This window comes from Legionella sp. PATHC035 (genome assembly GCF_026191115.1).
Taxonomy (GTDB): domain Bacteria; phylum Pseudomonadota; class Gammaproteobacteria; order Legionellales; family Legionellaceae; genus Legionella.
In genome coordinates, this window is record NZ_JAPHOT010000001.1 from 3,138,713 (window position 1) to 3,165,194 (window position 26,482).

Below are 26,482 nucleotides of genomic sequence, written 5' to 3' on the forward strand. Positions count from 1 at the left end.
AAGTATGTTAGTAGGTGTTCCAAAAGAAATTAAACCTCAAGAGAATCGTGTAGGTCTTGTTCCTTCTAGTATCAGAGAAATTATAAGAGTGGGAAGCTCTGCTATAGTTGAGAAGGGTGCTGGATTGGGGATTGGTATTTCCGATGATGATTATCGACATGCCGGAGCAGAGGTTGTTGACAGCGCGGATGAAGTGTTTTCAAGAGCGGATCTCATCGTCAAAGTAAAAGAACCACAACCCATTGAGTGCAAGCGTCTACGTGAAGGTCAAACATTATTTACTTATTTGCATTTGGCCCCAGATCCTCATCAAGCACGTATGCTTAAAGAATCTGGTGTCACTGCAATTGCTTATGAAACAGTAACAGAAGAGGGTGGTGGTTTACCATTACTGGCTCCAATGTCACAAGTTGCAGGGCGGATGTCCATTCAAGCTGGGGCACATTGCTTGGAGATGGCTCAAGGTGGCAGTGGTATTTTACTAGGTGGCGTTCCTGGAGTCGCCGCCGGAAACGTTGTGGTGATTGGTGGGGGTGTAGTCGGGACGAATGCAGTGCGCATGGCTATGGGTATGGAGGCAAGAGTTACCGTATTGGATCGTTCTTTACAACGTTTAAACGAATTAGATTTCCAATTTGGTTCTAAGCTCAATACGGTGTATTCTACAGCTGATGCTATAGAAAAATATGTGGCCAGTGCTGACTTAGTGATTGGTGCGGTATTGGTACCTGGCGCGGCTGCTCCTAAATTAGTGACTCGCTCCATGCTTAAATCAATGCGACCTGGTTCGGTATTAGTGGATGTAGCCATCGATCAAGGTGGTTGTTTTGAGACAAGTCGCCCCACAACACATCAAGAACCTACCTATGTTGTTGATAATGTAGTTCATTATTGTGTTGCAAATATGCCTGGTGCAGTCCCTAGAACATCGACTTTTGCTTTAAATAATGCAACATTACCTTTTGTGTTGAGCATCGTAACCAAAGGCGTGAAGCTTGCTTTATTAAATGATAAGCATTTACTCAATGGCTTGAACGTCCATCAAGGGAAGATTACTTTTGATGCGGTTGCGCGTGACTTAGGTTATGAGTATACACCTGCTGCGATTGCATTAGCTGGTCGATAAAAGCTTGTTTATCATTCTGCAATCTTGGCCGCAAGGCCAAGATGTTCTGTATTCGATGCACACATACTTTGGTGCGGTGCTCGATAATCAAAACCTTGTCACTCAATCTAGCGAATTATTAAGAACCTTCCTTATGCATCAGTGCTGGTAACTGTATTTTCTCCAGAAGTCGACACAGGTTTTCGACATATCGTGGCTTGCACCTAAAGAATTTTCATCCCACAAATGACACAGCAACAATATCTGAATACCGCGGACAAGCCGCGGTACGTCGAAGTTCGGATTAAGTGTTGAAAGCATCTAGGGTTACATGAATTGATTAGAACAAACTGTCTTCGCTCGTTGGAAGTTGTTGTTGATCATTACTCGCATTATAAACGGGAGTTGGATCTTCTTCCGCAGGAACTTCTTTATTACGAAAATACTCGATAATTCCATTAGCCTGATTAGGACGAGCCAGTAAGCCGCTATTCGGATCGATGCGAACAGCGACTACATTCTCGGGCTGTTTCATTTCACTCTCAGGTTTCCCTTTCAAAGCAACTTTCATAAAGTCTATCCATAATGGCAGAGCAAGTCCTGCAGCGTATTCATGTAAGGATTTGGGATTATCAAAACCGATCCAGGTGGTTACAACAAGATCGGCATTAAACCCAGCAAACCAGGCATCTACTTGATCATTGGTTGTGCCGGTTTTACCAGCTATATCTTGACGATTGAGCACTCGAGCCGCACGCGCGGTACCATGTTGAATCACGTCTTTTAATGCAGTGTTCATTAAAAAGGTAATGTCCTCAGGAATGACGCGAGGCGCCAGCGTGGAATGATCTACATTAGTACAATTATTGCAAACAACGGTTGGTTTGGCTTGCAGTAAAATTTTACCATCCGTATCAGTAATATGATCGATAAGGTAGGGCTCAACTTTATAACCACCATTTGCGAAGATCGCATAGGCGGCAGTCAGTTCCATAGGGCTAACGGATAAACTACCTAATGCGAGAGAAAGACCTTTCGGAAGCGTTTTCTTGTTAAATCCAAATCGAGTTAAAAAATCGATGGTGTAATTGATGCCTATGTCATCAAGAATACGTATGGATACCAAATTTTTAGATTGAACTAAAGCTTTTTTCAATCGTGTAGGCCCATTGAATTTCAGATTCACATTATGAGGACGCCATAGGTTGGGTTGGCTTGGATCATCAACAACAATAGGTGCGTCGTTTATCAATGTTGCCAGGGTATAACCGTTATTTAACGCTGCGGCATAGACAAAAGGTTTAAAGCTGGATCCGGGTTGTCTGCTTGATTGCGTGGCACGGTTAAATTTGCTTTTTTGGAAGTTGAATCCGCCAACAAGAACTTCAATAGCACCATTTTTAGGATTAAGTGCTACCATCGCTGATTCAGCTTCAGGAATTTGCGCTAATTCCCAATGGTCTTTGGTCGAATGTACGTAAATGATATCGCCTACAGCGACAACTTGCATGGCCTTGGATGGCGCTTTTCCTACCCAACCATTTTTAAGTGCTGGTCTGGCCCAAGACATACCGGCCCAAGGGATAAGAACAGTTCGGCCACTTTGTAATGTGGCGGTAGCTTCTTTTTCCCGAACTTCAGTAACAACGGCAGGTATCAGGTGATTAAGTTCTGGATATTTTTCCAAATTCTTTTGGATTGAATGCAAGGACTTACTGTCATTTTCCCCAATAGTAGCAACAGGTCCCCGATAACCATGACGATGATCGTAGGCTATTAAATTTTTTTCAACTACATCATTGGCCGTGTTTTGTAGTTTGCCATCGATAGTGGTGTACACTTTGTAGCCTTTAGTATAGGCATCCGGCCCAAAATTGTCATACAGCGATTGACGAATCATTTCAGCAACATAAGGCGCTTTTACTTCAATATGAGTGCCATGATATCTGGCAGTAATCGGTTGATTGATGGCATTCTGATATTGTTCTTCATTAATGTAATGTTCTTCCAACAAACGCTCTAATACGTGATCGCGACGCTTTTTGGCAGCAAGCGGATTTGCAATGGGGTTTTGTGTTGAAGGGGCTTGAGGAAGACCCGCAATCATCGCTAATTCTGCGAGATTTAATTCCTTGAGTGACTTGCCAAAATACACCATTGCTGCGGCACCAACTCCATAGGCACGATTTCCTAAATAGATTCGATTCAAATAGAGTTCGAGAATTTTTTCTTTACTTAACTCCCTATCTATTTTTATAGCAAGCATAATCTCATTAAATTTGCGTAGGAACGTCTTTTTGCGGCTTAAGAAAAAATTACGTGCCACTTGCATGGTAATGGTACTACCGCCTTGTGATTTTGTTCCTGTTTTCACCATGCGCACAGCGGCACGGCCAAGGCCCAAAATATCGACACCAGGATGTTCAAAAAAACGTTGATCTTCGGTGGCAATCAAAGCATGAATCAGCATGGGTGGTATTTCATCATAGGTGACAGGAATTCGTTTCTTTTCACCATATTCCTGAATCAGTAAACCTTCTTTACTGAAGATTTGTAAAGGTACTTGCAGTTGTACTGTCTTTAAGGAATCGACATTGGGGAGTTGGCTTTCAAGGTAGAGATATAAGAAACTACCTGCTACGATTAAAATAAAAAACAGGCTCATCAGCGCCCATAGACCTTTACGCCAGAAGTATGCCATTTTCATAGAGTCATGCGTTTTTAATGAAATTAGGCGGATATTATACAGTGATTCTCTGTAAGATTGCGAGTTTTGTGCAAAAAATAGGGAAATTCTGCACTGTTTTTTTTGTTTCACTGAATTTTGCAGAAAAAATTCAATGAAACATAGTGAGTTGTATAAACAAGTCAGCAAATGACGATGATTTTTTTATCTTTACTCTATTGTACTACCATGACGACTTTCCTCTAACTCTTGATCTGTTGATGGAGTTTGTGATGGAGAATGCGTAGGCTGAATAGATGGAAAAAACCGATTTGTTCCTGTTTGCGGAATTGTTCCTTGTCTTGGAAGCATTTGTAATCCGGTAAGACCAAATATAGGACTATAGGTGGGATAACGTCTCATTAGCGCTTCTGTTTGAGTTTTTTGTAATTCTGTTTTGGTTTTTTCTAGTTCTTGTGTCAATTGATCAATACTGACTAGTTGTTTTTTATTTGTTTCTTGTAGCTCCAATATTTGGGCTGCTGATTCAGATTTTTGCCTCTCCAATGATTCTTTTAACTTTTCAATTTCTAATTGTTGGGCTTCTGACTCAGATTTTTGTATCTCTGTTGAAGATTTTAGTTTGTCTAATTCTAATTTATGAGTTTCCTTTTCTGAGTCTTCATTCGCTCTCTTCAATTTTTCTCTTTGATTCTCTAATTGGGTCTGAAATTCTAAACAAATGTTTGAAGCAATTTGTTTCAGTTCCGCGTTAGAGTCCTCTGGGGTCATATGCAGTACAAACAATACTTCCTCAATCAGTAATTGACCGGAATTACAATATTTGCCACCAACCATACGAGCATTTAACAAACCAGACAAATCCGGCATTTTAGAGCCTTTGGTGTTGTTTGAGGTTACTGAATACGCCACTCCATTTTTTAGATTTAATAATTGTCGAAAGTCGATGAATAATTGCGTTAAGTGTTCGTGAAACGTTTGTAATTCTATTTCTTCAAAAGGAGTTTTTCTATCGAGCTGTTCTTTAAGAAAGCGGGTTTCATTTAAAATAAATAAAAGAAAATCCTCTCGATCATGATAGGACTTTGTGCACGCAGAGATCTTGCCTTGCAGGTATGGAAAATAGTCAGTCTTGGTATCTTGAATTATTTCCATTGCGCGTTCGTGAGATTTTTTTCTGAGTGCTGTGGGTTCAACTGCAGAAACAAGTTTCTCTTTAACGGCTTGGCTGTCGTGATAACGAACTATAACTGTTGCGAGTGAATAAATGAGTTCTTCTAATCGAGTCATGCAAATCTCCTTTTAAAGCATAAATGTGAAATCCCCTTACAAGTTGGTCTTTCACTATATTAAATGTTTTTGAGCAGTGCAAGTTGTTATAGTGCAATGGTGAAAATGACAAAATCTAATCACTTATTTATCAGTGAATGAAGCAGAAAACAGTGTAATTTTTTAAGAGCTTACGTTAACATCAATAAATGATCCTAAAGGAGTTTTTTTGAATGCATGGAAGATTCAAGGGAATAAGAAACATGCTCAAATTGTTTCAGCCCAAACATCGTTCAATTCTCGGAATAGACATTACATCAACGTCGGTTAAAGTATTGGAAATTTCAGGGCAAGAAGGTGACCTTGTTGTGGAAAACTACGGACGTGAAGTATTACCCTCGAATGCCATGGATGGGAATACAATTAAGGATATTGATGTGGTTTCCCGCTGTATTAAGAAAGTAATTGATCGCTTGAATACCCCATGTAAGCAGGTTGCGTTAGCCGTTCCTGATGCTGCAATAATTAGCAAGGTAATACAAATCAATGAGGGTTTAAATGATGAGGAAATGGAGGAACTAATTGTTACTGAGGCTGATAAATACATTCCCTATCCCATCGACGAAATCAACCTTGATTTTGAAATTTTAGGCCACTCTGAAAAAAATCCGCATATGTTGGATGTTCTTATTGTTGCATCACGAGCGGAAAATGTGAATCAGCGTGTTGAGACTGCGGTTCGTGCCGGCTTAGATGCAATAGTCATTGACGTTGAGTCTTATGCTGTCGAACGAGCGGCGCAACAGATTGCGAAAGATTTACCTGCATCAGGACAAGATAAAACAATAGCGATCATTGATGTGGGGGCGAGTTATACCCACTTATTTGTATTACAGGGAATGAAGTTAGTGTACTCCAGGGAGGAAAAATTTGGGGGTAAACAATTAATCGAGTCGATAGCGGAACATTATAAAATGACTTTAGAACAAGCGACATTAGCAAAAGAGAATGGAGAATTACCTGAAGACTATGAAAAGGAAGTTTTAGAACCTTTTAAAGAGGATATATTATTGCAAATCAAGCGTACCTTGCAGTTTTTTTATTCTACCAGCCAAGATGGGGATGTGGATCATATACTGTTGGCTGGAGGATTAGCCAAACTTCCAGGCTTGGTTTCATTAGTTCAAGAGCGATTAGGAATGAGTACAACCATTGCGAATCCATTTTCTTATATGACTCCAGGTAAAATGATGAATTTGGATGCGATTAATAATGATGCCCCATCACTTATGGTCGCTTGTGGCCTGGCATTGAGGAATATTAGGTGAGGCTATATGACGCAGATTAACCTTCTTCCCTGGCGAGAATTAAAGCGGGAGCAGGAAAAAAAACTGTTTACGATCATGCTGCTTGTGTGCATTGTAGCTGCTGCGTTCATTGTATTTTTAATTAACTCCTATGCTTCCGGCTTAGTGAGTAATCAAATTACGCGTAATCAAATGCTTCAAAAAGAAATTAATGCGATGGATGCACAATTAAAAGAAATTAAAAATTTGGAAAAAACTAGAGAAATGCTCATTTCTAGAATGTCGATAGTGCAGCATTTACAATCTACTCGAACATTAATGGTTCATCTATTTGATGAGCTAATTAAAATCACGCCATCTGGAGTCTATCTTACTCAGGTGGAGGGCAAAAATGATATCATTTCAGTCACAGGATATACGGAGTCGAATACATTTGTTTCCATATTAATGAGAAACATAGAAAATGATGATTGGCTCCATAATCCTGTACTTAGTGAAATCAAGAGGGAAGAAAACGATAAAGATAAGGATAAAGAGAAACAGCAATCTACTGAAAATGAATTTAAATTAACTTTTGTACTAGCCCCTCAATTCCAGATTGGAATTATATTATGAACAACGTCAACCTCAATGAATTAACTCTGGAAAATGTTGGACAATGGCCATTGGTGGTCAAAATCTGTGTTCTTTTGGGTGTTAGTTTTCTAATTATTGCTTTAGGATATTGGTTGATCATTCAAGATAATTTCACTCAGTACAGTAAATTGGAGGGTCAAGAAGCAACTTTAAAAACAGATTTTGAAAACAAGCAACGGCAATTATATAATTTACCGGCCTTTCGTGAACAACTGCAGATTATGAGTGAGCGTTTTGTGCTAATGCTCAAGCAGCTTCCTGAAAAAAATGAGATGCCTGGCTTGCTGGAAGAAATTTCTAAAACAGGGGTGGCCTCAGGATTAAGGTTTGAGTTATTTGCTCCACAACCAGAAGTAATGCATGATTTTTATGTTGAATTACCTATAAAAATTTCAGTTGTAGGAACTTATTTTCAATTGGCTATGTTTATAAGTCGAGTGGCTGAAATGAATCGAATTGTAACGTTACATGATTTTACTATTGAAGGGGTGTCTTCCAAGGATCATAAAACAGTCTCGGAAGATGAGTTGGTAATGAGCATTACTGCCAAAATATATCGATATCGCACACAATGATGAGCCGAAGACAAAGGATTGGTTATCTACCCAAAATGATGGGGTTTATTTGTTGTTTATTACTGGTTGCTTGCTCCAGTGATAATGATGATTTGAGGCAATACATCAATGAAGTGAAACACAGAAAAACACGGGAGGTAGCACCAATTCCTACATTTTCACCTTTACCGACGTTTAAATTCCCTGATAATGGTGACCGACGAAATCCATTTAAGCCCATAACTCAAAAAAAAGAACAAGTTGATTTAAATGCCCCAGATAAAAACAGACGTAAAGAGCCTTTGGAGGCTTATCCATTGGATGCCTTGAAATTTGTAGGAACTTTAAAACAGGGAAATGAATTGTGGGCATTGATTAAATTACCAAGCTCAGATATTACTCATGTTCGAATTGGGAATTATATAGGGCAGAATTATGGTCGTATTGTGTCCATTAAAAATGATTCAATTCAATTAATAGAAACAACACAAACCTCAGGAAAGTGGGAGAAACGTAGAACCACGATTGAATTATATACCGGGAAGTAGGAGCAAAAGTGCGGAGAATAACTGCTTTATTCATTTTTATTGGCATGAGCTTATGTATGATGGCTTTTGCCCAAAATAATCCTCTTGAATCGGTAAAGGTAATTCCTTTGCCTGAGGAAAAGTTGCGTTTGGATTTCCAATTTGCGAAACCTCTAAAGCAAGAACCTGCAAGTTTTGTGACGCAAAAGCCGGCACGTATCGTTCTAGATTTCATTGATTCCAACCTGCAATTATCTCCAGAGCAGAGGACGAAAGAAATCAAATTAGGTTCACTAAATACCTATACCATTGTAGCTGTGGGGTCGCGTGTTCGAGCTATATTGGATTTAAATTTCCCTGTACCTTATTCCGGTTCGATTTCTGGAAAAGTTTATACACTGATTTTGAATGGCAAAAGCAACGAGTTATTTCAACCTCCTAAAGAAATTTTAATCACCAATAAACCGGTCAAGACAAGTTATGAAATCAATCATTTTGACTTTCGTGGGATTGAGAGACAAGGCGGCCGTGCAATAGTTAATGTTTCCAATAGCAGCGTTCCAATTGAGGTCGAAGAACATGGTAAAGAAATTCTTGTCAAATTTTTAAATACAAATATTCCACAGAATCTAAGGAAACGTTTTGATGTTTCCGATTTCCGCAGCCCAGTACAACTGGTTGCTTTTCAGCAAGCCGGTAAAAACGCGCACATGATTTTGTCTAATAAGGGTAATTTTGGTCAATATGTTTATCAAATTAATAAACAATTCATGATTGATGTCTTTCCCTTAACTCAAGAAGAAGCGCAACAGGCTAAATTAAAGAAGAAGGTATTTTCCGGAAGAAGAATTTCTTTGAATTTTCAGAATATCAGCATACGCGCTGTGTTACAGTTATTGGCTGATTTTACTGGAATTAATATCGTCGTAAGCGATAAAGTTCAGGGAAATATCACTCTAAGACTAAATAACATTCCCTGGGATCAGGCTTTAGATATTATTTTAACCACGCAAGGACTCGCTAAGCGTCAGACAGGTAATGTGATGTTGATCGATTATAAAGCTTCTTTCGATAAAATGTAGGCAGAAGAGCTTAAAAGCCAGCATATTATTCAGAAACTTGAACCGGTGCGTTCTGAACTGATTCAGATTAATTATGCAAAAGCTACTGATCTTGCGATTTTAATTAAAGACAAACAAAACTCACTCCTATCTGAAAAGGGTAAAGTAAGTGTTGATACACGAACAAATACCATCTGGATTCAAGACAGCGGAACCAAAATCGATGAGGTCAGGGATTTGATAAAACAGTTGGATGTGCCTGTTAAACAAGTACTTATTGAGGCACGTATTGTCGAAGTCACTAAAGATTTTGCGCAAGACTTGGGAATACGTTGGGGTGTTTCCAAACCGCCTCATTTAAGTGGTACTTTAGCTGGAGCGAACCAACTGGAGCAGGGGGTTGCTCCTGCAAATGTCGTACCGTTTACAGACCGATTAAACTTAGATTTGGTTGCAGCACCTGTGACGGGAGCAGTCCCTGCCTCCGTTGGTATTGCATTGGCTCAGCTTGGCGATAATATTTTACTTGATCTTGAGTTATCCGCTTTGGAAAGTGAAGGGCTTGCTGAATTGATATCCAGTCCGAGACTTATTACCGCGAATCAACAGCCTGCAGTCATTGATTCAGGACAGGAGATACCTTATCAGGAAGCCACCTCAAGTGGTGCGACTGCGGTAGCGTTCAAAAAAGCGGTATTAAGTTTAAAGGTTACTCCGCAAATTACTCCTGATAGTAAAATACTTATGGAGTTAAAAATTAATCAGGATACGGCCTCACCCCAATTATTTAACGGTGTGCCTGCTATTTTGACTAAGGAAATTCAGACTAATGTTCTTGTCAGTAATGGACAGACCATAGTATTGGGGGGAATCTATCAGCAAGACAAGAGCAAAACGATTACCAGGGTACCTTTTTTTGGTCAGTTGCCTGTCGTCGGAAATTTATTTAAAAACACCCAAATTGCTCTTAAAAACGATGAATTACTTATTTTTATTACACCAAAAATAATAACCAATTCATTATCGATTACAACAATTGAAGGTAGAAAACCGATTCGTTTCGATGAAAAATAAAGTTGATTAGCACAGCGTTAATGTGCTCGTTTTGTTGCGTTTATGCGCCATTTAGAATGAATGTTTTGAGCTACACCAGGTTTTCATTCAGCATAAGCAAATTCAGGCTGGGTTGTTAAGCCCAGCATTTGTTGGGCAATTTTTGATCTAAGAACTAATTTGTAAATGTTATGTAACGCGGGGCTGAATAAACCAGCTTAAACTGGTTTTATGCTTCAGACTGACGGCGTGCAACCGCGCAGTCTCATGGACGCGAACTGTGCATCCTCCACTTTGTGGATTAAATTTTGAGCAGAATGTGTGCTGTTTTAGTTCGATGTTATAGATTAGCTGAGACCATGTTTTTTCCAGCTCAGTTCAGGGGCAGGCTTATATCCACGTAAAAAGGGTTCAGATTATAGGTTTTTTCCAATTTAAATTAGTTTTATGATGTACTTACTCCATAAAAGTACATCAAGAAGTGATATAATATAAATGATTCAGAGTAAATAGTTATAAAATATGCTCATTTGTTGTAGAATAATGAGCGGGAATTTCTAACTGCGAAAAATACAGTTAGGATTGAGCCCCAAATATCCCCCACTTTGGCCACTGATCGTATTTTAGTTTCATGCTAAAATGGGAAGTTATTTCGGACTCGATCTTTAATTAATGACATTTCAGTTAAAGAGGTATGTAATAAAAAATGAGCATAGTTAAAGTACGAAATATTTTTCTCATCGGACCCATGGGTGCAGGTAAAAGCACTATAGGTCGTGCTTTGGCAAAGGAGCTCAAGTTAGAATTTTTTGATTCAGATGAAGTGATTGAAGAACGTGCTGGTGCGGATATTTCTTGGATATTTGATATTGAGGGTGAAGAGGGATTCAGACGGCGTGAACAGAAAGTTATTGAAGAATTAACTCAAAAGACTAACATTGTCTTGGCAACTGGTGGTGGAGTTGTCATCACTCCTGAAAACAGAAATGCATTAGCAGGGCGTGGAACCGTAATTTATCTTAAAACCTCATTACAACAACAGTTCGAAAGAACAAAGCGCGATACAAAACGTCCTTTGCTGCAGACGAATGATCTTGAAGGAAGATTGGAATTATTGAGAGACGAGCGCGAGCCATTCTATAATGAATTGGCTGATGTTAGTTTTGAAACAGATAAATTAACAGTCAAAGCAGTTGCAAATAATATAATAAAATATATTTATGGCGAACTTTGAGGTTTATGAGCACGTTGATGTTTCTTTAAGTGAACATCAATATTCTATCATTATTTGTCGCAATGGTTTGCAAAACCTAGATTTTCTGCGAACCATAGTTAAGTCGTCACAGATTCTAATTGTTACTAACCAAACGATAGCTCCTTTCTACTTAAAACAGGTGCAGGCTGCTTTTGCGGATATTCAGTGTGATGTGTTGATTTTAAAAGATGGAGAGCAATATAAAAATCAGCACACTTTATTTTCTATCTACGATGCCTTAATCCAACACAAACATCATAGAGACACGACACTCATCGCCTTAGGTGGAGGGGTAGTTGGTGATATCACTGGATTTGCGGCATCAACTTACCAACGCGGGGTTAAATTTGTTCAAATCCCCACTACCTTACTGGCCCAGATTGATGCTTCTATTGGTGGAAAAACGGGAATTAATCATGCCTTAGGTAAAAATATGATTGGTAGTTTTTATCAACCTCAAGCAGTGATTATTGATTTGGCTACATTAAACACTCTTCCTGAAAGAGAGTTTCGTGCGGGCTTAGCCGAAATGATCAAATATGCGCTACTTGCAGGGGGTAATTTCTTCCAATTTTTAAGTGAAACCCTTCAGCAGGGGCTGACGGCTGAGAGCCCCCAGTTACCTCAATTAATTGCTGAGTGTTGCCGTATTAAAGCCCAGTTCGTTGAAGTTGATGAACGAGAAGCAGGACAGCGAGCCTTACTGAACCTTGGTCATACTTTTGCACACGCATTGGAAACTTATACTCAGTATAAACAATGGCTGCATGGTGAAGCGGTGGCAATCGGTTTATATTGTGCCACCGTTTTGTCGCATAAAATGCATTTAGTTGATAAACAATTGGTGGACCAAGTAGAGCAAATTCTGCATCAAGCACAGTTACCACATAAAATTCCAAGTTCAGTCGACTTGAAAAAACTCATCGAATTGATGCAATCAGATAAAAAAATTAAAAATAACTGCTTAAGGTTTGTGGTACTTAAAAAACCTGGTGATTGTTATCTTGAGTCTGGAATCACTGAGGATTGTTTGTATAATGCACTTGTTGCAGCTGTAAGAGGAGAATAAAAATGAAAGAGGGAATGATTCAGTCTGAAGTGGCGGCTGTAATTCAACCAAGAGTATTGTTTAAACCGGGGGCTTGGCTCGCTAAGATTGACTTCATTAATCATTTGGTTCTTTTTAACAATGTGCTCATTACCGTTTTATCTGAGAAAGAGGGCGGTAAAACTTCTTTTAATACTTTGTTGCAAAGTAATTTAGATCAACAAATTAAACCAGTATCTATGACGGTTAAGGCACCTTGCAATAGAGAAAGCATCATTCGCGAGATTGCAACTCAGCTGCATCTTAATCATGATGAACATACAGACATGAGTGCATTAGTAGCTCAAATTAATGAACGTAAAGCTCATGTACTGCTCTTAATTGATGATGCGCAACATTTACCAGAGACTTTAATTAAAGAAGCAATGTTAGCGATAAAGAACCAGGAGAATTTTAGTTTTTTCCATCTTTGTCTTATATCGGATTATTCAATCGTAGCAACTCTGAACAATTTAGTCGCTTCGTTTTTTGAAAATTTAGTACATACTATAGAATTGGGTTCATTGAATGAAAGTGAAACAAGAACCTATGTTTTACAACGTGCTATGGCGGCACATTTGATCAGTAAACCATTAACAGATGCTCAGTTTAAGCAATTTTATCAGTTGACCAAAGGTAATGTAGCAAAAATAAACAGCAATCTCGAAGCATTTGTCTTTAAATGTGCGACACACAAGAAAAAAGAACCACTGAAATGGGTAAAACAAGCAGGTATCGCCGTGAGCGTCGCTTTAATTGCAGGGTTTGTGGGTTTTTACTTTGCTCAAAACTACGATCTTTCATCATTACAGAAAATGAGCAGTGCAAGTGCCGTGAAGCAGCAAGCACAACCTGAAGTGTTAGTCAGTCAAATTGCTTCTTGGCAGGATTCTTCAACTCGACAATTGGTATATGCCTCGTTACCCAAAAAACAAGATTTAGATGAATTAAGCGATGAAACACCCAGTGAGACAGTGGCAATTGTGGATAAGGTGGTTGTGATTCCTAAATTGCAAATAAATAATCCAGCGGAACAAGAAGCTCGAGTTCCCGAATCTGAATTTAAACGCGAGAGCCCTGAATCAGATCTCACGCGCGAATCAAAAATAGTTGAGATTCCAACAGCAAAACAAAATAAAGCAGAACCATCTCAAGCTCCCAGTTCGAAAAATAATACGAATCTGTATGCGATACAAGTTGCTGCCAGCCACAATAAAGCAGACATAGAACGTTTTCAGCAGAACAATCAACTACTTGCCCAAGATGTCAAAATAAGACATTTTACGAATGCAAAAGGCATTTGGTACATACTCACCATTGGGGAGTATAAAAGCAGAGTTGAAGCACAGCGCAGTATCAGCAAGTTGCCAACCAAGTTAACTAAATTAAAACCTTGGGTCCGCCCTGTATCCAATCTTGGCTAGATTTGAGAGTTACTGTTCATGTTTTCAAAAGCAGGTTGGGCCCTTGGCCCAACAATAGTTACTCCGAAGCTACTTTAGATCGGATATCAACTGAACCAGAAAAGTATTAAACCATTTTTAGGTTAACTCTTAAAAGGTTGTCGGGCCAAGGAAAGCCTACGCTTAGATAAACCGAGTTTCACCAGTACGGGAGACCCAAATTACACCTGCTCATTTTATACATCAGTATTTAATGATTGGGTTATTTGTTCGATACGTTCTTCAGCGGCTGCAAAGATTTGCTTAAAGAGGTCAAAAAAATCAGTAAACGACAGTTTTTCTAAAGAATGAGCCGTCACACCATGCGGAGTAGTTACACCTGCGCGTAATTCAGCAAAAGAACGCCCAGAATTTTTGGCTAACTCAGCGGCACCTAGTACCGATTCTAAGGCAATTTGTTCCGAAAGCGCCTCAGGAATTCCTCTACTTTTTGCTGCCTCTTGTAATGCCTCGAGGAAAAGAAAAACATAGGCTGGTGCACAACCAACGGGTGCTGTAAGTGAGTCGATCATGGATTCTTGATTCACCCAAAATGTATGTCCCACTGCATTAAAAAGAGTTTCAACCAATCGCTGTTGCTCAGGAGTAACGGAAGGACATGCAAACAATGCGCAGGTTCCTTTACAAAACTCGATTGGAGTATTGGTCATGACCCGAGTAATCGCTAGATCTTTGTTATTAAGCCATTTCTTCATGCTTTGGATGTCGATTACGCCCGCCAAAGAAATAATTAAAGGTTGTTTTTGTTGGATGCTGGGAGCAATTTCCCTACATACATCCTGCATAAATTGAGGTTTTACAGCAAGAATAAGAATCTCTGCATTCACAATCGCTTGGGTATTGGTTTTTGCCGATAGAACACCTAATTCTTTAACCAAACGTTCGGCTTTGCTGGGATCACGATTACTGAATGTTATCGAGCGTGCTGGATGACCACTTTTAATGAGCCCCCGTGCCAAAGCACTACCCAAATGACCTGCCCCAATGATAGCAATGGATTTATTTTTAAACATATTGTCTTATAATTTGAATTTTCTACAAAATACCAAGATGCATAGGCTGATGTCAAGAAACGAGAAGAAATCGGTTCTGAAAAATGAATATAATACATTGAATATATTATGTATCCTGTTACACTGAAAATTGAAAAATCAATTCTTCTTTCGGTATTGGTAGGGTATTGATGCACACGATTATGAAACCATATTGATTATTGCGGACAAGAAATAATAATGACAGACACAGTTCAAATACAACAAAAAACTTATGTCGTGTGGCGAGATATTGATGGCTGGAACTATTATTTTTTGGTGAAATTTGCTCTTTTGTGGGCTGGATATTTAAACTTTCATCCTTTTATTAATTTAGTTTTTTTAGCTTTTTTACTTTTTCCTTTGCCCTCAAATTTTCTTCATCGTTGTCGTAACTGGATCGCCATTCCTATAGGTTTTGTGGTGTTTTATCATGATACCTGGCTGCCTGGAATAAGTACCATTACGAGCCAAGGCACTAATCTTTTTGCTTTTAACTCTGGCTATCTTCTTGAGTTAGTCAATCGCTTTATTAATTGGGAGCTCATAGGTATCGCTTTTGTATTATTAGTGGCATATCTGTTTCTTTCGCAATGGATTCGAATAACCACATTTACAGTGATTGCTCTCACTTGGTTAAACATCATCACGTTAATGGGCCCATCGATTAATCTTCTACCCGTACAAAACAAAATGGTTGCTAATAATCAACAAACTAAGGTGGAGACTAATTCAAGTGAAATGGAGCTGAACAGTAACTTGCCGCCAACCAATGAGAATCTCAATGCTTATCTGAATCAATTTTATGAGCAGCAAAAAGGTTTACATACTATTTTTCCCAGCGCTCTCTCTGCTGACGCACAGCCTTTTGATATTATGTTTATTCAAATTTGTTCTCTTGCCTGGGCAGATATCGATGCGTCTCATTTAAGAAATCATCCCATATGGAGCAAATTTGATATTTTGTTCAATCAGTTCAATTCAGCCGCATCATACAGTGGTCCTGCAGCGATTCGATTATTGCGTGCCAGCTGCGGCCAAACACCCCATAGTGATCTTTATAAGCCTGTACCTCCTTATTGTTATATTTTGGATAACCTGGCTAAACTTGGATTTTCTCCGGAGTTTATGCTTGACCACGAGGGATTATTTGGTGATTTTATCGGAGAGATTAAAAAATATGGTGGATTAGACGATGTATCAATGCTAGCAAGATCAGGTATTACTCCTGATCTGGTTTCATTTGATGGAAAATTGCTTTCAGATGATGGGCAATTACTCGACCGCTGGCTTAAACAAAGAGATACGTCAGAACAAAAACGCAGTGTTACCTATTACAATGAAATTTCTCTCCATGATGGCAATACTTATATTGGCGATAATACACCTGCACCTTATGCACCGCGTGCACAAAAACTTTTAGATCAAACAATGAACTTCTTTACTGCATTAGAGAAAGCAGGTCGCAAAGCAGTGGTTGTCTTTATTCCCGAACATGGAGCCAACCTTGTGGGTGATAAATTACAAATGCCAGGCTTACGTGATATCCCCAGCCCGAGTATTACGCACATTCCTGTTGGAATTAAATTTATCGGTTTGAAAGCAAAGCCAGCCCCAGTACAAATAAATGAACCGAGTAGCTATTTAGCTGTTTCAGAATTAATGGCTCGCTTGGCTGATGGAAAGTTCTTTAATCAGGATCATGTTAATTTAGAAGCAATAACTAAAAATTTACCCCAAACAGCCTTTGTTTCATCGAATGATGGGGTTACTGTAATGAAATATCAAGGCAAATTTTATATTTTATTAAAAGGTGACAGCAATTGGGTGCCTTATCCTGAGTGATTTTCTATGATCATCGTTTTTCTTTGACGTAGACGTATGCTTATAATTTTGCAGGCAGAAATTTAGCGCGATTTCGGAAAATGACCTCAGATGTAGTTACTTTATCTGAAATTAGAATAGGGTATTAAGGGGATAATAGGCATGTCCATATCCCCCATCCATCCTTCAAATGAGTAACGAAGGAACAGAGAGAGATGGCTCGGAGTATAGTCTGTTGAGCGTTGAATATCTACCATTCCCCCGACTACAAAATGTGAACCAAGTCGACGTTCTATCAATGCAAGCAAAGAATAACCATAGCCCGTACCATTACCACCAGTTTGAATGGAGTTTTGTGAACTGTTAAAATTTGGAATTAGATTGGGTAATGGGTATGCCAACAGATTTTTAGTAGTATCATACGACCATGTTACAGTGCCACCTAATTCATAAGACCAGTTTGCTGTTCTTTTGCGGTAATCAATTGGAATGGTGAATGACAAGTAGAAATCTGGGCTAAAATATCCTGCTTGCCCAAGATTAAAACCGTAAAGGTTTTTATCATAGTGCCAAACCATATTGTTGAGTCCAACGATAAAACGGCGATTGTCTTCATTGATGAGCTTGTAATAATAACCGTCGATAAGAAGAATGCGCTGATTTGACGGTACATTTTTCCCAGTTAATTCACTGCCAATGATATTAGCCCAAAAACCGTTTGCTTCACCCCGATCATAACTTAGTGATAAGGTCAGGCCTGTTGCGACAACTCCTCCCCATACAACTCCTGTATTCGGATCTTTTGCACCAGCAAAAGAAAGTAACGAGTTAGTCATCGGCCGTTGTGACGCTGTGATTGTCCAGCCAATATGATTTATTTCACCGTTGTAATTGATACCACCAATGAAATTAGTCACAGGGAATCCTATGGGGGTGGCGCCCACATCATATCCCCAAACCCGATTTTGCCATCCTCCATCAAAGCTGACTCCGTTTGTTTTTTGCGCTATGCCGGTGGAGCAGCCGTTAATATTACACGTCCCAAAGTCACTAAAATACAGCCCATTCACTGTAGAAAAACTTCCTGCACCCAAACTAACCGTATCCGTTCTAAAAAATGCGCGTCCGTTTGCGTAGCCCCAATCTGCTTGTGCTATGGTATCTTCTGCGCGTAAATCAGAGGTTCCAGCGTTACCAGTGAGCCGCCAGTAATCTTGATCGATTGTAATGCGTGTTTCTTGTTGTTGATAAAGCAGGCCTGCATCGGACCTAATGCTGCGTTTAAGCCAATCGTCTCCTGCTTGATTGCGGGTCAATAAAGTATAATAATCATTGCTGGCAGGCCAAACCGATGTAATATCACTTTCAACCATTGCTTTTTTGTAATCTTCTTGTGCCAGTTTAGGCATACGTAGTTCGGTCTCTAAACGTGCCGCATCACGAAATATGAGGGCGCTATCTTGACTGGGAGGCGCATTGACATTGTCTCGCTTCAGCTGAGTAAAAATGGGTAATGCTTTTTGTGGATAGCCTACAGCATTCCACGCATTTGCTAACCTTCTTTGCATATTATAATTGTAGGTTAATTTTATTTTTTGCTGTTCTTCCAGCAATTGATGCGCTTTTTTCTTGTTTCCCATAGCAATAAGCGATTCAATAACTCCCAAGTTAGCATCAGTATTCAGTGGTTCATTGGTTTTGACGTCTTGATAATAATTTAGGGCTGCGGTAAATACCCCATCATTAAAAGCCCAATCAGCTAAGGTTAGTTTGATGGGTGTAGTTTGGGTTTGATGCATTAAATAGGCGATTGCAGCTTGTTTATCTCCAGCATCTCGCAATTTTTGTGCATGTTGTAAAATCAATTCGGTAGTCAGACGTTGTGCCATTTGACGCATGCCTTCATTCCATTGTTTTTTCGGAATGCTATGAAGTTGGTCCAGTGCTTGTTGTAGCTTGTCTATACTTGATAGGTAAAGCGCATAAGCATATGCTCCAGTTGGGTCTTTTTTTTGTTTTGAGAGCAACTTCTGAAACAGCTCGTTTGCTTCTTTAAATTTGCCTACATGATTCAATGCTAATGCGAAGTGATAAGTTAACCATACATCATTGGGATCCAGGTTTTCTGCCTGGCTGTACTTTTCGATTGCTCTATCCCATTGATTTTTTTTGACAAATTGATCTGCTTGCTCTTGGAGTATGGAACTTTCTAAACTGCGTCGCGCATCATTAAATTTAATTTTCAAATCCTCAGGTAAACCATTGAGGTAATCCAGTGCTTTCTTCAAGGATTGATGTTTATAGACGCCTAAAAGTCCATAAACAGCGCTACTTTTACCAGGACTCACGAGCAAAGCTTGTTTGTATGCTTTTTCAGCCTCAACAAAGTTTTTACGAGCAAATGCCACCTCACCAATTCCAACCCAGGCATAATAATTTGTGTGATCCAGAAGGATGGCCTGCTGATATTTTTTTTGCGCCAAATCCATATTACCCGTTCGAAATGCGGCATCTCCACTGGCTACCCATAACCCTGAAAGCCTTTCTTTGAGTCCATAAGTCCAATTATCTTGACTGCTGTTGTTAGAATAAATTTTATGAAGATTTAAAAAATTATAGAGTGTTTGCAAATGGTTGAATGCATTTTGACGCTCTGTAGGAATGTAGGAAACAAGCCGCCAATATTCAGAACTTAATTCTAGGGTAGGGAAATCACCATGGAACAGCGCATCGTATTGAGCTTTTGCAGCATCCAGATGCCCGGACAGAGCCATTATTCTTGCTTGCTGGAGTTTTTGTTTGGCCATAGGCTGAGTCAGAAATAAACTCATACTAGCCTGTTTGTAAGCTTCTGAATTAGGTGCTTTTTGTTTTAACTCATCAAGCAATTCTTGCGCTAAAACCAAATTTTTTTGTCTTATTGCAAGCCTAATTCGGGCTGCAAGCACCTCGGGATCATTGGGAGCGATTAATTGTAATCGCTCCAGTGAATTCTTAACAAAATCATCGCGATAATAGGTTTCGCCCCAAATGACTTGATCTAATAACATCTGTTTCGGGTTAAAATCGTCAGCAACAGCTTTGAAAGCTATTAAGCTAAACAATAATAAACCGAATCTGCCTCTAGACATTAGGTAATCCAATTATTTTGTCGAATGATTTCTTTAGAACTCTCAACCCCAGGCTGATCAAATGAATTAATATTCCAAATCACGCCTTGAACAAAAATTTTATGCTCATATAAAGCAATCAATGATCCCAGGGTTCTTGGAGTGCAATCGTTCAAACAGAGAAGATTTACGGGTATTTCTCCAGCAATATAACTGTGAGGATTCTCACTTTGATTTCCACCTTTTGTTAAAACTTCCTTGTGGGCACGACATATTTTATTGATTACATCATCATCAAAACTACGAAGACAAATTAGATCAGCTGCAATTTTATGAGTTCCTTGGCATAACAACTGATAGTAACTGTGTTGCGCGTGATTACCCAGTCCACCCCAGATAATGGGACCTGTTGCATAATCGACTCTACGGCCTTGTTTGTTTATGGACTTTCCATTACTTTCCATGTCCAGTTGCTGGAGATAAGGAACAAAGTGTTGTAAATCTTGGGAATAAGTCATAACCAGTAAGTTATTAATGTTTAAAAAATTAATATTCCATATACCTAATAGTGCCATAACAACAGGTAGGTTTTTTTCAAAATGTTCCGTGCAAAAATGCACATCCATACTGTATGCTCCGTTGAGGATTTCTGAAAAATGCTCAAAACCAACGGCAATACAGGAAATTAAATTAATCGCTGAGCAGAATGAGTAACGCCCTCCAACCCAATCCCAGATGGGGAGAATTGTTTCAAAACCCATTTCTTGTGCTTTTTTAACCTGTGACGTGATTGCAATAAAATGATGATTGAAATATTGATCCTGGTTAATCCACGACAAAGCTTTTTGGAAATGAGATAAGGTTTCTGGAGTGGTAAACGATTTCGAGGAAATAATAAATAGGGTAGTCTCGGGATTGAGTTTCGCAGTAGCGCGTGAAAATGCATTCGGGTCAATATCGGAGATAAAATGAAAGCCTAATTTGTCAGTGACGTAATCACTTAATGCATTAATACAAAAGAAAGGGCCAAGCATGGAACCACCAATCCCTATATTAACGATATCAGTAACAGGTTTTCCGGAATAACCTAGCCATTCTCCGTTTCTAATTTTTTGGGAGATATCCTTCATCGTGTTACGCACGTTAACTACCTCAGGAATAACGTTGTGTTCGTTAACCCATATGGCTTTATTTTCTGGGGCACGAAGAGCTGTATGTAAGACTGGCCTATTTTCTGTGTTGTTAATGGATTTTCCACTCATCATGGCATTAATGTGTTCATGCAGATTACATTCATTGGCAAGCTCAAGAAGTGAATCCATAATCTGGGAGTTAACATGTTGCCCGCCGTAATCCAGAGTAATATCGTCATTGGATATAAAATGATTTTTTATTTCTGGAGTATGACGAACGTATGTTTTGGCGAGTTTTTCGAGTTTTTTCCAGGTATTCTTTTTTGTAAGCTGTTCCATATATATAGTTCTCAATCAAAAATTAGGGGACAGTTTCCCTTTCTAATAACTTGGCCAGACGGTCTTGATTATTCTCCGATGCTCACTAATGGGGTGTTTGCTACGCTTCGGTATTCGAAAATCAAGCCATTTGGGTTCAAGTTAACGAAAAGTAAACAAGCCCTGTCTATGCTAAAAGCCATTTGGAAAATTTTTCTCCCTCAGTTGGATGCTCTCTTCCTAAAGCTACATTTGCTTTAAGAAAACCGAGAACGCTGCCGCAGTCGTAGCGTTTTCCATCATAGGGTAGAGCCAATACGGTTTCTTTTTTTAGCAAACCATTAATTGCATCAGTCAATTGAATTTCTTTATGCTCCACATGAGGTAATTTTCTGATTTCTTCAAAAATACCTGGGGTAAGAACATAACGACCTACAATGGCAATATTTGATGCAGCAAGATGCGGTTTAGGTTTTTCCTCTAAATGATGAATACTTAAAAGGTTCTTATCCCACTCTGCACCTTGAATAATACCATAACATTCTGTTAATTCCTGAGGGATACTTTCTACCGCAACAATACTATGACCATATTGCTCATACATGTTCGTTAATTGTTGAATCACCGGCGTCGTGCTCGACATTAAATCATCCGCAAGAATGACAGCAAACGCTTCATTGCAAACGATTTTTTCAACACATAAAACCGCATTTCCTAATCCTAGGGGTTTTGCCTGGCGTACATAAAAACATTCCATGTCAGGAGGTGTTACTGATTGTACAATGGATAATAATTCATTTTTATCATGGAGGCGCAGTTCATTCTCTAGTTGATAGGCTAAATCAAAATGGTCTTCAATAGCGCGTTTGTTATGGCAGGTTACGAAAATCATTTGCCGAATGCCTGCTGCATAAGCCTCTTCAACCGCATATTGAATCAATGGTTTATTAACTACAGTGAGCATTTCTTTGGGAGCTGTTTTTGTAGCCGGTAAAAATCGAGTTCCTAGACCGGCAACGGGAAATACTGCTTTGCGTATTGGTGGAAAGGTTGCATTCATTGTTAATCTATCCATTTAGTAACAATTAATATAGATTTTACAAATTATTTTTAAGTATGCACTTAAAATTATTTGAATTATATAGTTTTTTATCAATTTTTTGATAAAAGTATTTATGGATTTAGAAAAGGTTGATTAATGTATTCTCTCGATTGGTTATATGCTTATGGATTACCAAAATCTACGGCTTATTTTAAATTTACCCCTGAAGATTTTCAGGTAAACGAATTTTTTGATAGCCCATTTACTGGAACAGGGGAACATATTCTTCTTAAAATTGAGAAAAAAGGGTTAACAACCCTAGAAGTAGTTAAATCAGTAGCAAGACTATTGAAAAAGCCAATCAAGTCAATTGGCTATGCGGGATTAAAAGACAGGCAAGCATTAACCACACAATGGTTGAGTATCCATGCTCCTGGTGAGGAAATTCCAGGAATTGCGCAAGTTGCAGGACCTGGTTGGCGTGTTTTAGAGTGCATTCGTCATCATAAAAAATTAAGGCCAGGCTTTCTGACGGGAAATCATTTTCTTGTCCGCTTGCGCGAAATTTCCCACCAAGAGGACTTGTTAGAGCGTATCGAACGCATTAAAGAACATGGGGTTCCTAATTATTTTGGCGAGCAACGATTTGGTCGAGATGCAGGTAATTTAATCAAAGCAGAAGAAATGCTTGTTCATGGCCATAAAGTTAAGGATCGATTTCTAAGAGGAATGTATTGCTCTGCCGCACGTTCATGGATTTATAATTTAATTTTATCGCGTCGTATTATGGAGCGATGTTGGAATATACCCTTGCCTGGCGATGTGATGCAGCTTCAAGGATCCAACAGTATTTTTGTTATTGATAATGTAGACAATGGACTATTACAAAGGATTAAAAATAAAGATATTTCACCCGCAAGTCCTTTACCTGGGAAAAGCAAACATAAAGTAAAGGATGAGGCGTTGCATTTAGTTAACGAAATATATCATGATTGGCAGCCATGGATAACAGGGTTAGCACAGTATGGTTTGGAGGAAGATTGGCGTGCAAATATCTTGCATGTAGAACAGTTTACTTGTCTCATTAAGGAAAATACCGCTGAACTGGCTTTTAGTTTGCCTGCAGGCTCATATGCTACTGCGCTTTTACGTGAGTTAGTTCGTTATCAAAATGGATAATCTAGGGGCGCGATTTATGAAAATTGATAAAATATCGTCTTTGCTTCATTTCTTTGGTAAAGACGGTGTTTTTTTCATCCTGTAACAAACAGCCTGCAGTCTAATCACTTCTATTTTATGTAGATTCTTTTCATACCAACTATACTTTTCTTTATAGAAAGATAGATTCGGATGTGTTCAATGATTGATGAACAATTAAAAACTGCGATAAAGCAGGGGAATCTGGGGCAATTTAAAAAAATAATATCCAATTTAGAAGACGAGAATTTTCTCATGTTTGATGAAGAGGGCAATACGCTCGCACATCTTGCTGCAATCTACGATCAACCTGAAATGCTACAACTACTTATCAATAGGGCTGAGGAACTGAAGAGCCCCATTTGGAGTACTCCTAATGACAATGGGTTCACTCCTCTTGAATGTTCGCATATCTATTCATCATCAAAAGCCAAGGCTTTGTTAGAATCTAATCCTCAATTAAGTAACTCAACTAGGTTGGTTGTTGAAAAAAATTATGAAGAATTAAAGAAAGTATCGCCAGTTGGCTTTCGTAGAGAAGGGCTTAATAAAATAACAATGGTTGCGAGCGCATTGGATGCGACCGCCTTGACAATTCTTTTGGGGATCACCAGAGTCCCTGAATTGTTACTTCGTCATCAAACTAAAAATGGTTGGTCCGGCGTCCATTTTGCTGCATACAACGATCGATTGGATGTAATTCGATTATTTCCTGTACAATTCGCAATCGAAGTCACCGATAATCAGGGCAATACTCCTCTGATGATTGCCGCAGGGAGAGGGAATTCAAAAACTATAGAATACTTGCTTGCAAAAGGTGGGAATCTGCATCAAAAAAACAAGCAGGGGGAGAATGCAGTTTTTCTTGCCGCTGAACAGGGACAATTAGACACACTTAAATTTTTGGATAAAGAGCGTGTTGATCTCATGGTTGTTAATGACAAGGGGGAGAATGCCTTAATGGTGGCGGCTCGCAATGGACATGCCGATTGCGTGAAGTATCTTTTGACACGAGATGTTCCTGCCGATCGTCACAATAAGCAAGGTAAAACAGCGTTCCAATTCGCATTGGAAGCAAAGCGATTCGATATAGGCGATTTGCTGGTCACTCATAGCACGGCACTGGAACAGGAACTGGCTTTGTTTGATGCAGTAAAACGAGGGGATTTAGCAACGGTACAATGGGCAGTTGATCATGGCGCTTCTCTATCCGCGACCAATGAACATAAAATGACCCCCATGCTGTTGGCAGCAAGTATGGGGCATGCATCAGTCGTTGATTATTTTCTAAATCAAGATCCTACTTTGATACATGATAAGGACAGTGAAGGAGACAACCTATTTTTTGTGGCCATAAAATACCGCAATACTTCTCTTGTGAAACATCTCATTGCTCGAGGTTTATTTTCACCAGAAGATAAAAATGCGAAAGGGAAGACTCCTTTATTAGTAGCTGCTGAAGTGAACTTTGGTAAACTCGTCGAGCTTTTCCACCAAAAGGGTTGCGCATTGGATGCCCGCGATGAAGAGGGAAATACTGCTTTTCATTTGTTAGTGGCTAAAGGGTATTTAGGAAATGCGATGGAATACCTACTCGCTCACAACCCAGCCTTGATTTTAGAAAAAAATAGTCAAGGGGAATCCCCCCTACATACAGCAATTAGGCTTAAGCAAAATGATGGATTAGGGGAAATGCTGCGTTTAGTTAGCTCTCAGCCAAAGATAAAAATGCAGTTGATTGAAGCACGAAATGATCAAGGTAATACGGCCTTATTGTCAGCTATTGAATGTCAAAATTCAGTAGCAATAACGGTGCTTATGGCGGCAAAGGCAGATGTTTTGGCCAAAAACAATAAAGGTCAAACCGTGATTTCCATTGGATACTTGAATGCACTTCCTCAAGAATCCGTAACACGTTTTTTTGAAGCATACCAGATTGACTATAGCGAGTATGCCCTTCGACGCCGGCTTTATTTCATCTTTGGCGGAGAAAAACTCAACCAGGTTCTTCAATTTCCTAATGCAGAGGTCAAATTTGGTTCCGGTTTATTCGATGAAGGAGTAGCGGTTCTTCATGAGTATTTAAAGAGTTTTATCCAGGAGAAACATCCAGAATATTCTGAGCGGTTTGAAAAACTATTGTTTGCATTAAGTAAACTTCAATCGGACTCCACAGCATTTGATATATTAAGTCGCTTGGATCGTGAAGATATGGCCTTTCAGGCAACTGGTTTTACCGGGCATAGTGTACTTGCTACTTTAAAAAATATGGCGGATGGAAGTATGAAGTTATCCCTTGCTGAACGTGGTGCGCGGGTAGGTGGGGCTCCTTTTTTAAATGGTGAAAACAAAAAATTTGCGGCGATTCGATCCATCATTGTCCCAGTGGAAAAACGTCAGGGGGTGATTGAGCTTTTGGCTCAAGCAAAAAATGAACCTCAGGCAAAGGGGGGCGATATCTTATTTAAACAAATACCCGAGTTTGTGGGCGAACCCTATCAGTTTTCGAATATTTACCAAAAGAAATTTTTAGATATTTGTTTTTACAGCAACCCCAAAACAGGTTTATATGAACAATTTATTGAGATTCTTGGGGAGGAGGGTGGAAAAGCGTTTTACAAAGAATTTGAGCTTTATATGCGAGAACAAGAATTAAAGAAATATACAGAGTTTCGCCAGCTAAATCATCCCGATGAAAACATCCAAGAAAATCCAATTATTGTTGCTGCGCAGGAACTTATTGACAAAAGGCAGGCCGCATTGGCCGCTTCACCAAAAAATGGTTAAGAAAAGCAGGTATTTTTCCATTTCAAGCTGAATTCCG

The 26,482-nt window shown here is 39.1% G+C and carries 17 protein-coding genes and 1 pseudogene; 12 read left to right on the top strand and 6 right to left on the bottom strand.

Going from position 1 to position 26,482, the window contains the following annotated elements:
* The first annotated feature begins 4 nt into the window (after window positions 1–4).
* Window positions 5–1,126 carry an alanine dehydrogenase gene (gene ald / locus OQJ13_RS13800; protein WP_265711409.1) on the top strand — a complete coding sequence of 374 codons (1,122 nt, stop codon included), beginning with the start codon at window positions 5–7 and terminating at the stop codon, window positions 1,124–1,126.
* A gap of 319 nt (window positions 1,127–1,445) precedes the next feature.
* On the opposite strand, the gene OQJ13_RS13805 is transcribed toward ald, so the two are convergent.
* Window positions 1,446–3,812 carry a penicillin-binding protein 1A gene (locus tag OQJ13_RS13805; protein WP_265711410.1) on the bottom strand — a complete coding sequence of 789 codons (2,367 nt, stop codon included), beginning with the start codon at window positions 3,810–3,812 and terminating at the stop codon, window positions 1,446–1,448.
* A 189-nt stretch (window positions 3,813–4,001) separates the two neighbouring features.
* Window positions 4,002–5,081: a hypothetical protein gene (locus tag OQJ13_RS13810; protein WP_265711411.1), complete on the bottom strand. Its 1,080-nt coding sequence runs from the start codon at window positions 5,079–5,081 to the stop codon at window positions 4,002–4,004.
* 242 nt (window positions 5,082–5,323) lie between these two features.
* Between OQJ13_RS13810 and OQJ13_RS13815 the strand changes: the two genes are divergently transcribed.
* From OQJ13_RS13815 to OQJ13_RS13855, 8 genes and pseudogenes are all read left to right on the top strand, one after another.
* The gene (locus OQJ13_RS13815; RefSeq protein ID WP_265711412.1) at window positions 5,324–6,388 is read left to right on the top strand and encodes a pilus assembly protein PilM; all 1,065 of its coding nucleotides are present in this window, start codon (window positions 5,324–5,326) and stop codon (window positions 6,386–6,388) included.
* Between the two features lie 6 nt (window positions 6,389–6,394).
* A complete protein-coding gene (locus tag OQJ13_RS13820) occupies window positions 6,395–6,982 on the top strand; it encodes a PilN domain-containing protein (RefSeq protein ID WP_265711413.1) in 588 nt (195 codons plus the stop codon).
* Window positions 6,979–7,578 (top strand): type 4a pilus biogenesis protein PilO, encoded by a 600-nt coding sequence (locus OQJ13_RS13825; RefSeq protein ID WP_265711415.1) that lies wholly within the window; start codon window positions 6,979–6,981, stop codon window positions 7,576–7,578. Before OQJ13_RS13820 ends, OQJ13_RS13825 begins: the two co-directional genes overlap by 4 nt.
* Complete coding sequence (locus OQJ13_RS13830; protein ID WP_265711416.1) at window positions 7,575–8,105, top strand: pilus assembly protein PilP; 531 nt, start codon at window positions 7,575–7,577, stop codon at window positions 8,103–8,105. Before OQJ13_RS13825 ends, OQJ13_RS13830 begins: the two co-directional genes overlap by 4 nt.
* 8 nt (window positions 8,106–8,113) lie before the next feature.
* A pseudogene (locus OQJ13_RS17030) lies at window positions 8,114–10,219 on the top strand (type IV pilus secretin PilQ).
* 685 nt (window positions 10,220–10,904) lie between these two features.
* The gene (aroK, locus tag OQJ13_RS13845) at window positions 10,905–11,432 is read left to right on the top strand and encodes a shikimate kinase AroK (protein WP_010653139.1); all 528 of its coding nucleotides are present in this window, start codon (window positions 10,905–10,907) and stop codon (window positions 11,430–11,432) included.
* The gene (aroB, locus tag OQJ13_RS13850; protein WP_265711418.1) at window positions 11,419–12,522 is read left to right on the top strand and encodes a 3-dehydroquinate synthase; all 1,104 of its coding nucleotides are present in this window, start codon (window positions 11,419–11,421) and stop codon (window positions 12,520–12,522) included. Before aroK ends, aroB begins: the two co-directional genes overlap by 14 nt.
* Before the next feature lie 2 nt (window positions 12,523–12,524).
* On the top strand, window positions 12,525–13,964 hold the full coding sequence (locus OQJ13_RS13855; protein ID WP_265711419.1) for an SPOR domain-containing protein: 1,440 nt from the start codon (window positions 12,525–12,527) through the stop codon (window positions 13,962–13,964).
* 215 nt (window positions 13,965–14,179) lie between these two features.
* Here OQJ13_RS13855 and proC read toward each other — a convergent pair whose 3' ends face one another.
* The gene (proC, locus tag OQJ13_RS13860) at window positions 14,180–15,016 is read right to left on the bottom strand and encodes a pyrroline-5-carboxylate reductase (RefSeq protein WP_265711420.1); all 837 of its coding nucleotides are present in this window, start codon (window positions 15,014–15,016) and stop codon (window positions 14,180–14,182) included.
* A 219-nt stretch (window positions 15,017–15,235) separates the two neighbouring features.
* On the opposite strand from proC, the gene bcsG reads away from it, so the two are divergent.
* Window positions 15,236–16,879, top strand: a complete 1,644-nt coding sequence (bcsG, locus tag OQJ13_RS13865; protein ID WP_265711421.1) for a cellulose biosynthesis protein BcsG — start codon at window positions 15,236–15,238, stop codon at window positions 16,877–16,879.
* 101 nt (window positions 16,880–16,980) lie between these two features.
* Here the strand turns inward: bcsG and bcsC are convergent, their stop codons facing one another.
* The 3 genes from bcsC to galU form a co-directional block, all read right to left on the bottom strand.
* Complete coding sequence (bcsC, locus tag OQJ13_RS13870; RefSeq protein ID WP_265711422.1) at window positions 16,981–19,989, bottom strand: cellulose synthase complex outer membrane protein BcsC; 3,009 nt, start codon at window positions 19,987–19,989, stop codon at window positions 16,981–16,983.
* Entirely contained in the window at window positions 19,989–21,440 is a 1,452-nt protein-coding gene (gene pgi / locus OQJ13_RS13875; RefSeq protein ID WP_265711423.1) for a glucose-6-phosphate isomerase, read from the bottom strand. The genes bcsC and pgi overlap by 1 nt, the downstream gene beginning before the upstream one ends.
* 166 nt (window positions 21,441–21,606) lie before the next feature.
* Window positions 21,607–22,479, bottom strand: coding sequence for a UTP--glucose-1-phosphate uridylyltransferase GalU (galU, locus tag OQJ13_RS13880; RefSeq protein WP_265711424.1), 873 nt, complete (start codon window positions 22,477–22,479; stop codon window positions 21,607–21,609).
* 138 nt (window positions 22,480–22,617) lie between these two features.
* Between galU and truD the strand changes: the two genes are divergently transcribed.
* Both truD and OQJ13_RS13890 read left to right on the top strand, forming a co-directional pair.
* Window positions 22,618–23,640, top strand: a complete 1,023-nt coding sequence (gene truD, locus OQJ13_RS13885; RefSeq protein WP_265711425.1) for a tRNA pseudouridine(13) synthase TruD — start codon at window positions 22,618–22,620, stop codon at window positions 23,638–23,640.
* A gap of 180 nt (window positions 23,641–23,820) precedes the next feature.
* Window positions 23,821–26,445 carry an ankyrin repeat domain-containing protein gene (locus OQJ13_RS13890; RefSeq protein ID WP_265711426.1) on the top strand — a complete coding sequence of 875 codons (2,625 nt, stop codon included), beginning with the start codon at window positions 23,821–23,823 and terminating at the stop codon, window positions 26,443–26,445.
* Window positions 26,446–26,482: the final 37 nt, after the last annotated feature.

Excerpts from the sequence above, each read along its gene's own strand:
- ald (WP_265711409.1), top strand. The coding sequence starts at position 5 with ATGTTAGTAGGTGTTCCAAAAGAAATTAAACCTCAAGAGAATCGTGTA.
- OQJ13_RS13805 (WP_265711410.1), bottom strand. The coding sequence starts at position 3,812 with ATGAAAATGGCATACTTCTGGCGTAAAGGTCTATGGGCGCTGATGAGC.
- OQJ13_RS13810 (WP_265711411.1), bottom strand. The coding sequence starts at position 5,081 with ATGACTCGATTAGAAGAACTCATTTATTCACTCGCAACAGTTATAGTT.
- OQJ13_RS13815 (WP_265711412.1), top strand. The coding sequence starts at position 5,324 with ATGCTCAAATTGTTTCAGCCCAAACATCGTTCAATTCTCGGAATAGAC.
- OQJ13_RS13820 (WP_265711413.1), top strand. The coding sequence starts at position 6,395 with ATGACGCAGATTAACCTTCTTCCCTGGCGAGAATTAAAGCGGGAGCAG.
- OQJ13_RS13825 (WP_265711415.1), top strand. The coding sequence starts at position 6,979 with ATGAACAACGTCAACCTCAATGAATTAACTCTGGAAAATGTTGGACAA.
- OQJ13_RS13830 (WP_265711416.1), top strand. The coding sequence starts at position 7,575 with ATGATGAGCCGAAGACAAAGGATTGGTTATCTACCCAAAATGATGGGG.
- aroK (WP_010653139.1), top strand. The coding sequence starts at position 10,905 with ATGAGCATAGTTAAAGTACGAAATATTTTTCTCATCGGACCCATGGGT.
- aroB (WP_265711418.1), top strand. The coding sequence starts at position 11,419 with ATGGCGAACTTTGAGGTTTATGAGCACGTTGATGTTTCTTTAAGTGAA.
- OQJ13_RS13855 (WP_265711419.1), top strand. The coding sequence starts at position 12,525 with ATGAAAGAGGGAATGATTCAGTCTGAAGTGGCGGCTGTAATTCAACCA.
- proC (WP_265711420.1), bottom strand. The coding sequence starts at position 15,016 with ATGTTTAAAAATAAATCCATTGCTATCATTGGGGCAGGTCATTTGGGT.
- bcsG (WP_265711421.1), top strand. The coding sequence starts at position 15,236 with ATGACAGACACAGTTCAAATACAACAAAAAACTTATGTCGTGTGGCGA.
- bcsC (WP_265711422.1), bottom strand. The coding sequence starts at position 19,989 with ATGTCTAGAGGCAGATTCGGTTTATTATTGTTTAGCTTAATAGCTTTC.
- pgi (WP_265711423.1), bottom strand. The coding sequence starts at position 21,440 with ATGGAACAGCTTACAAAAAAGAATACCTGGAAAAAACTCGAAAAACTC.
- galU (WP_265711424.1), bottom strand. The coding sequence starts at position 22,479 with ATGAATGCAACCTTTCCACCAATACGCAAAGCAGTATTTCCCGTTGCC.
- truD (WP_265711425.1), top strand. The coding sequence starts at position 22,618 with ATGTATTCTCTCGATTGGTTATATGCTTATGGATTACCAAAATCTACG.
- OQJ13_RS13890 (WP_265711426.1), top strand. The coding sequence starts at position 23,821 with ATGATTGATGAACAATTAAAAACTGCGATAAAGCAGGGGAATCTGGGG.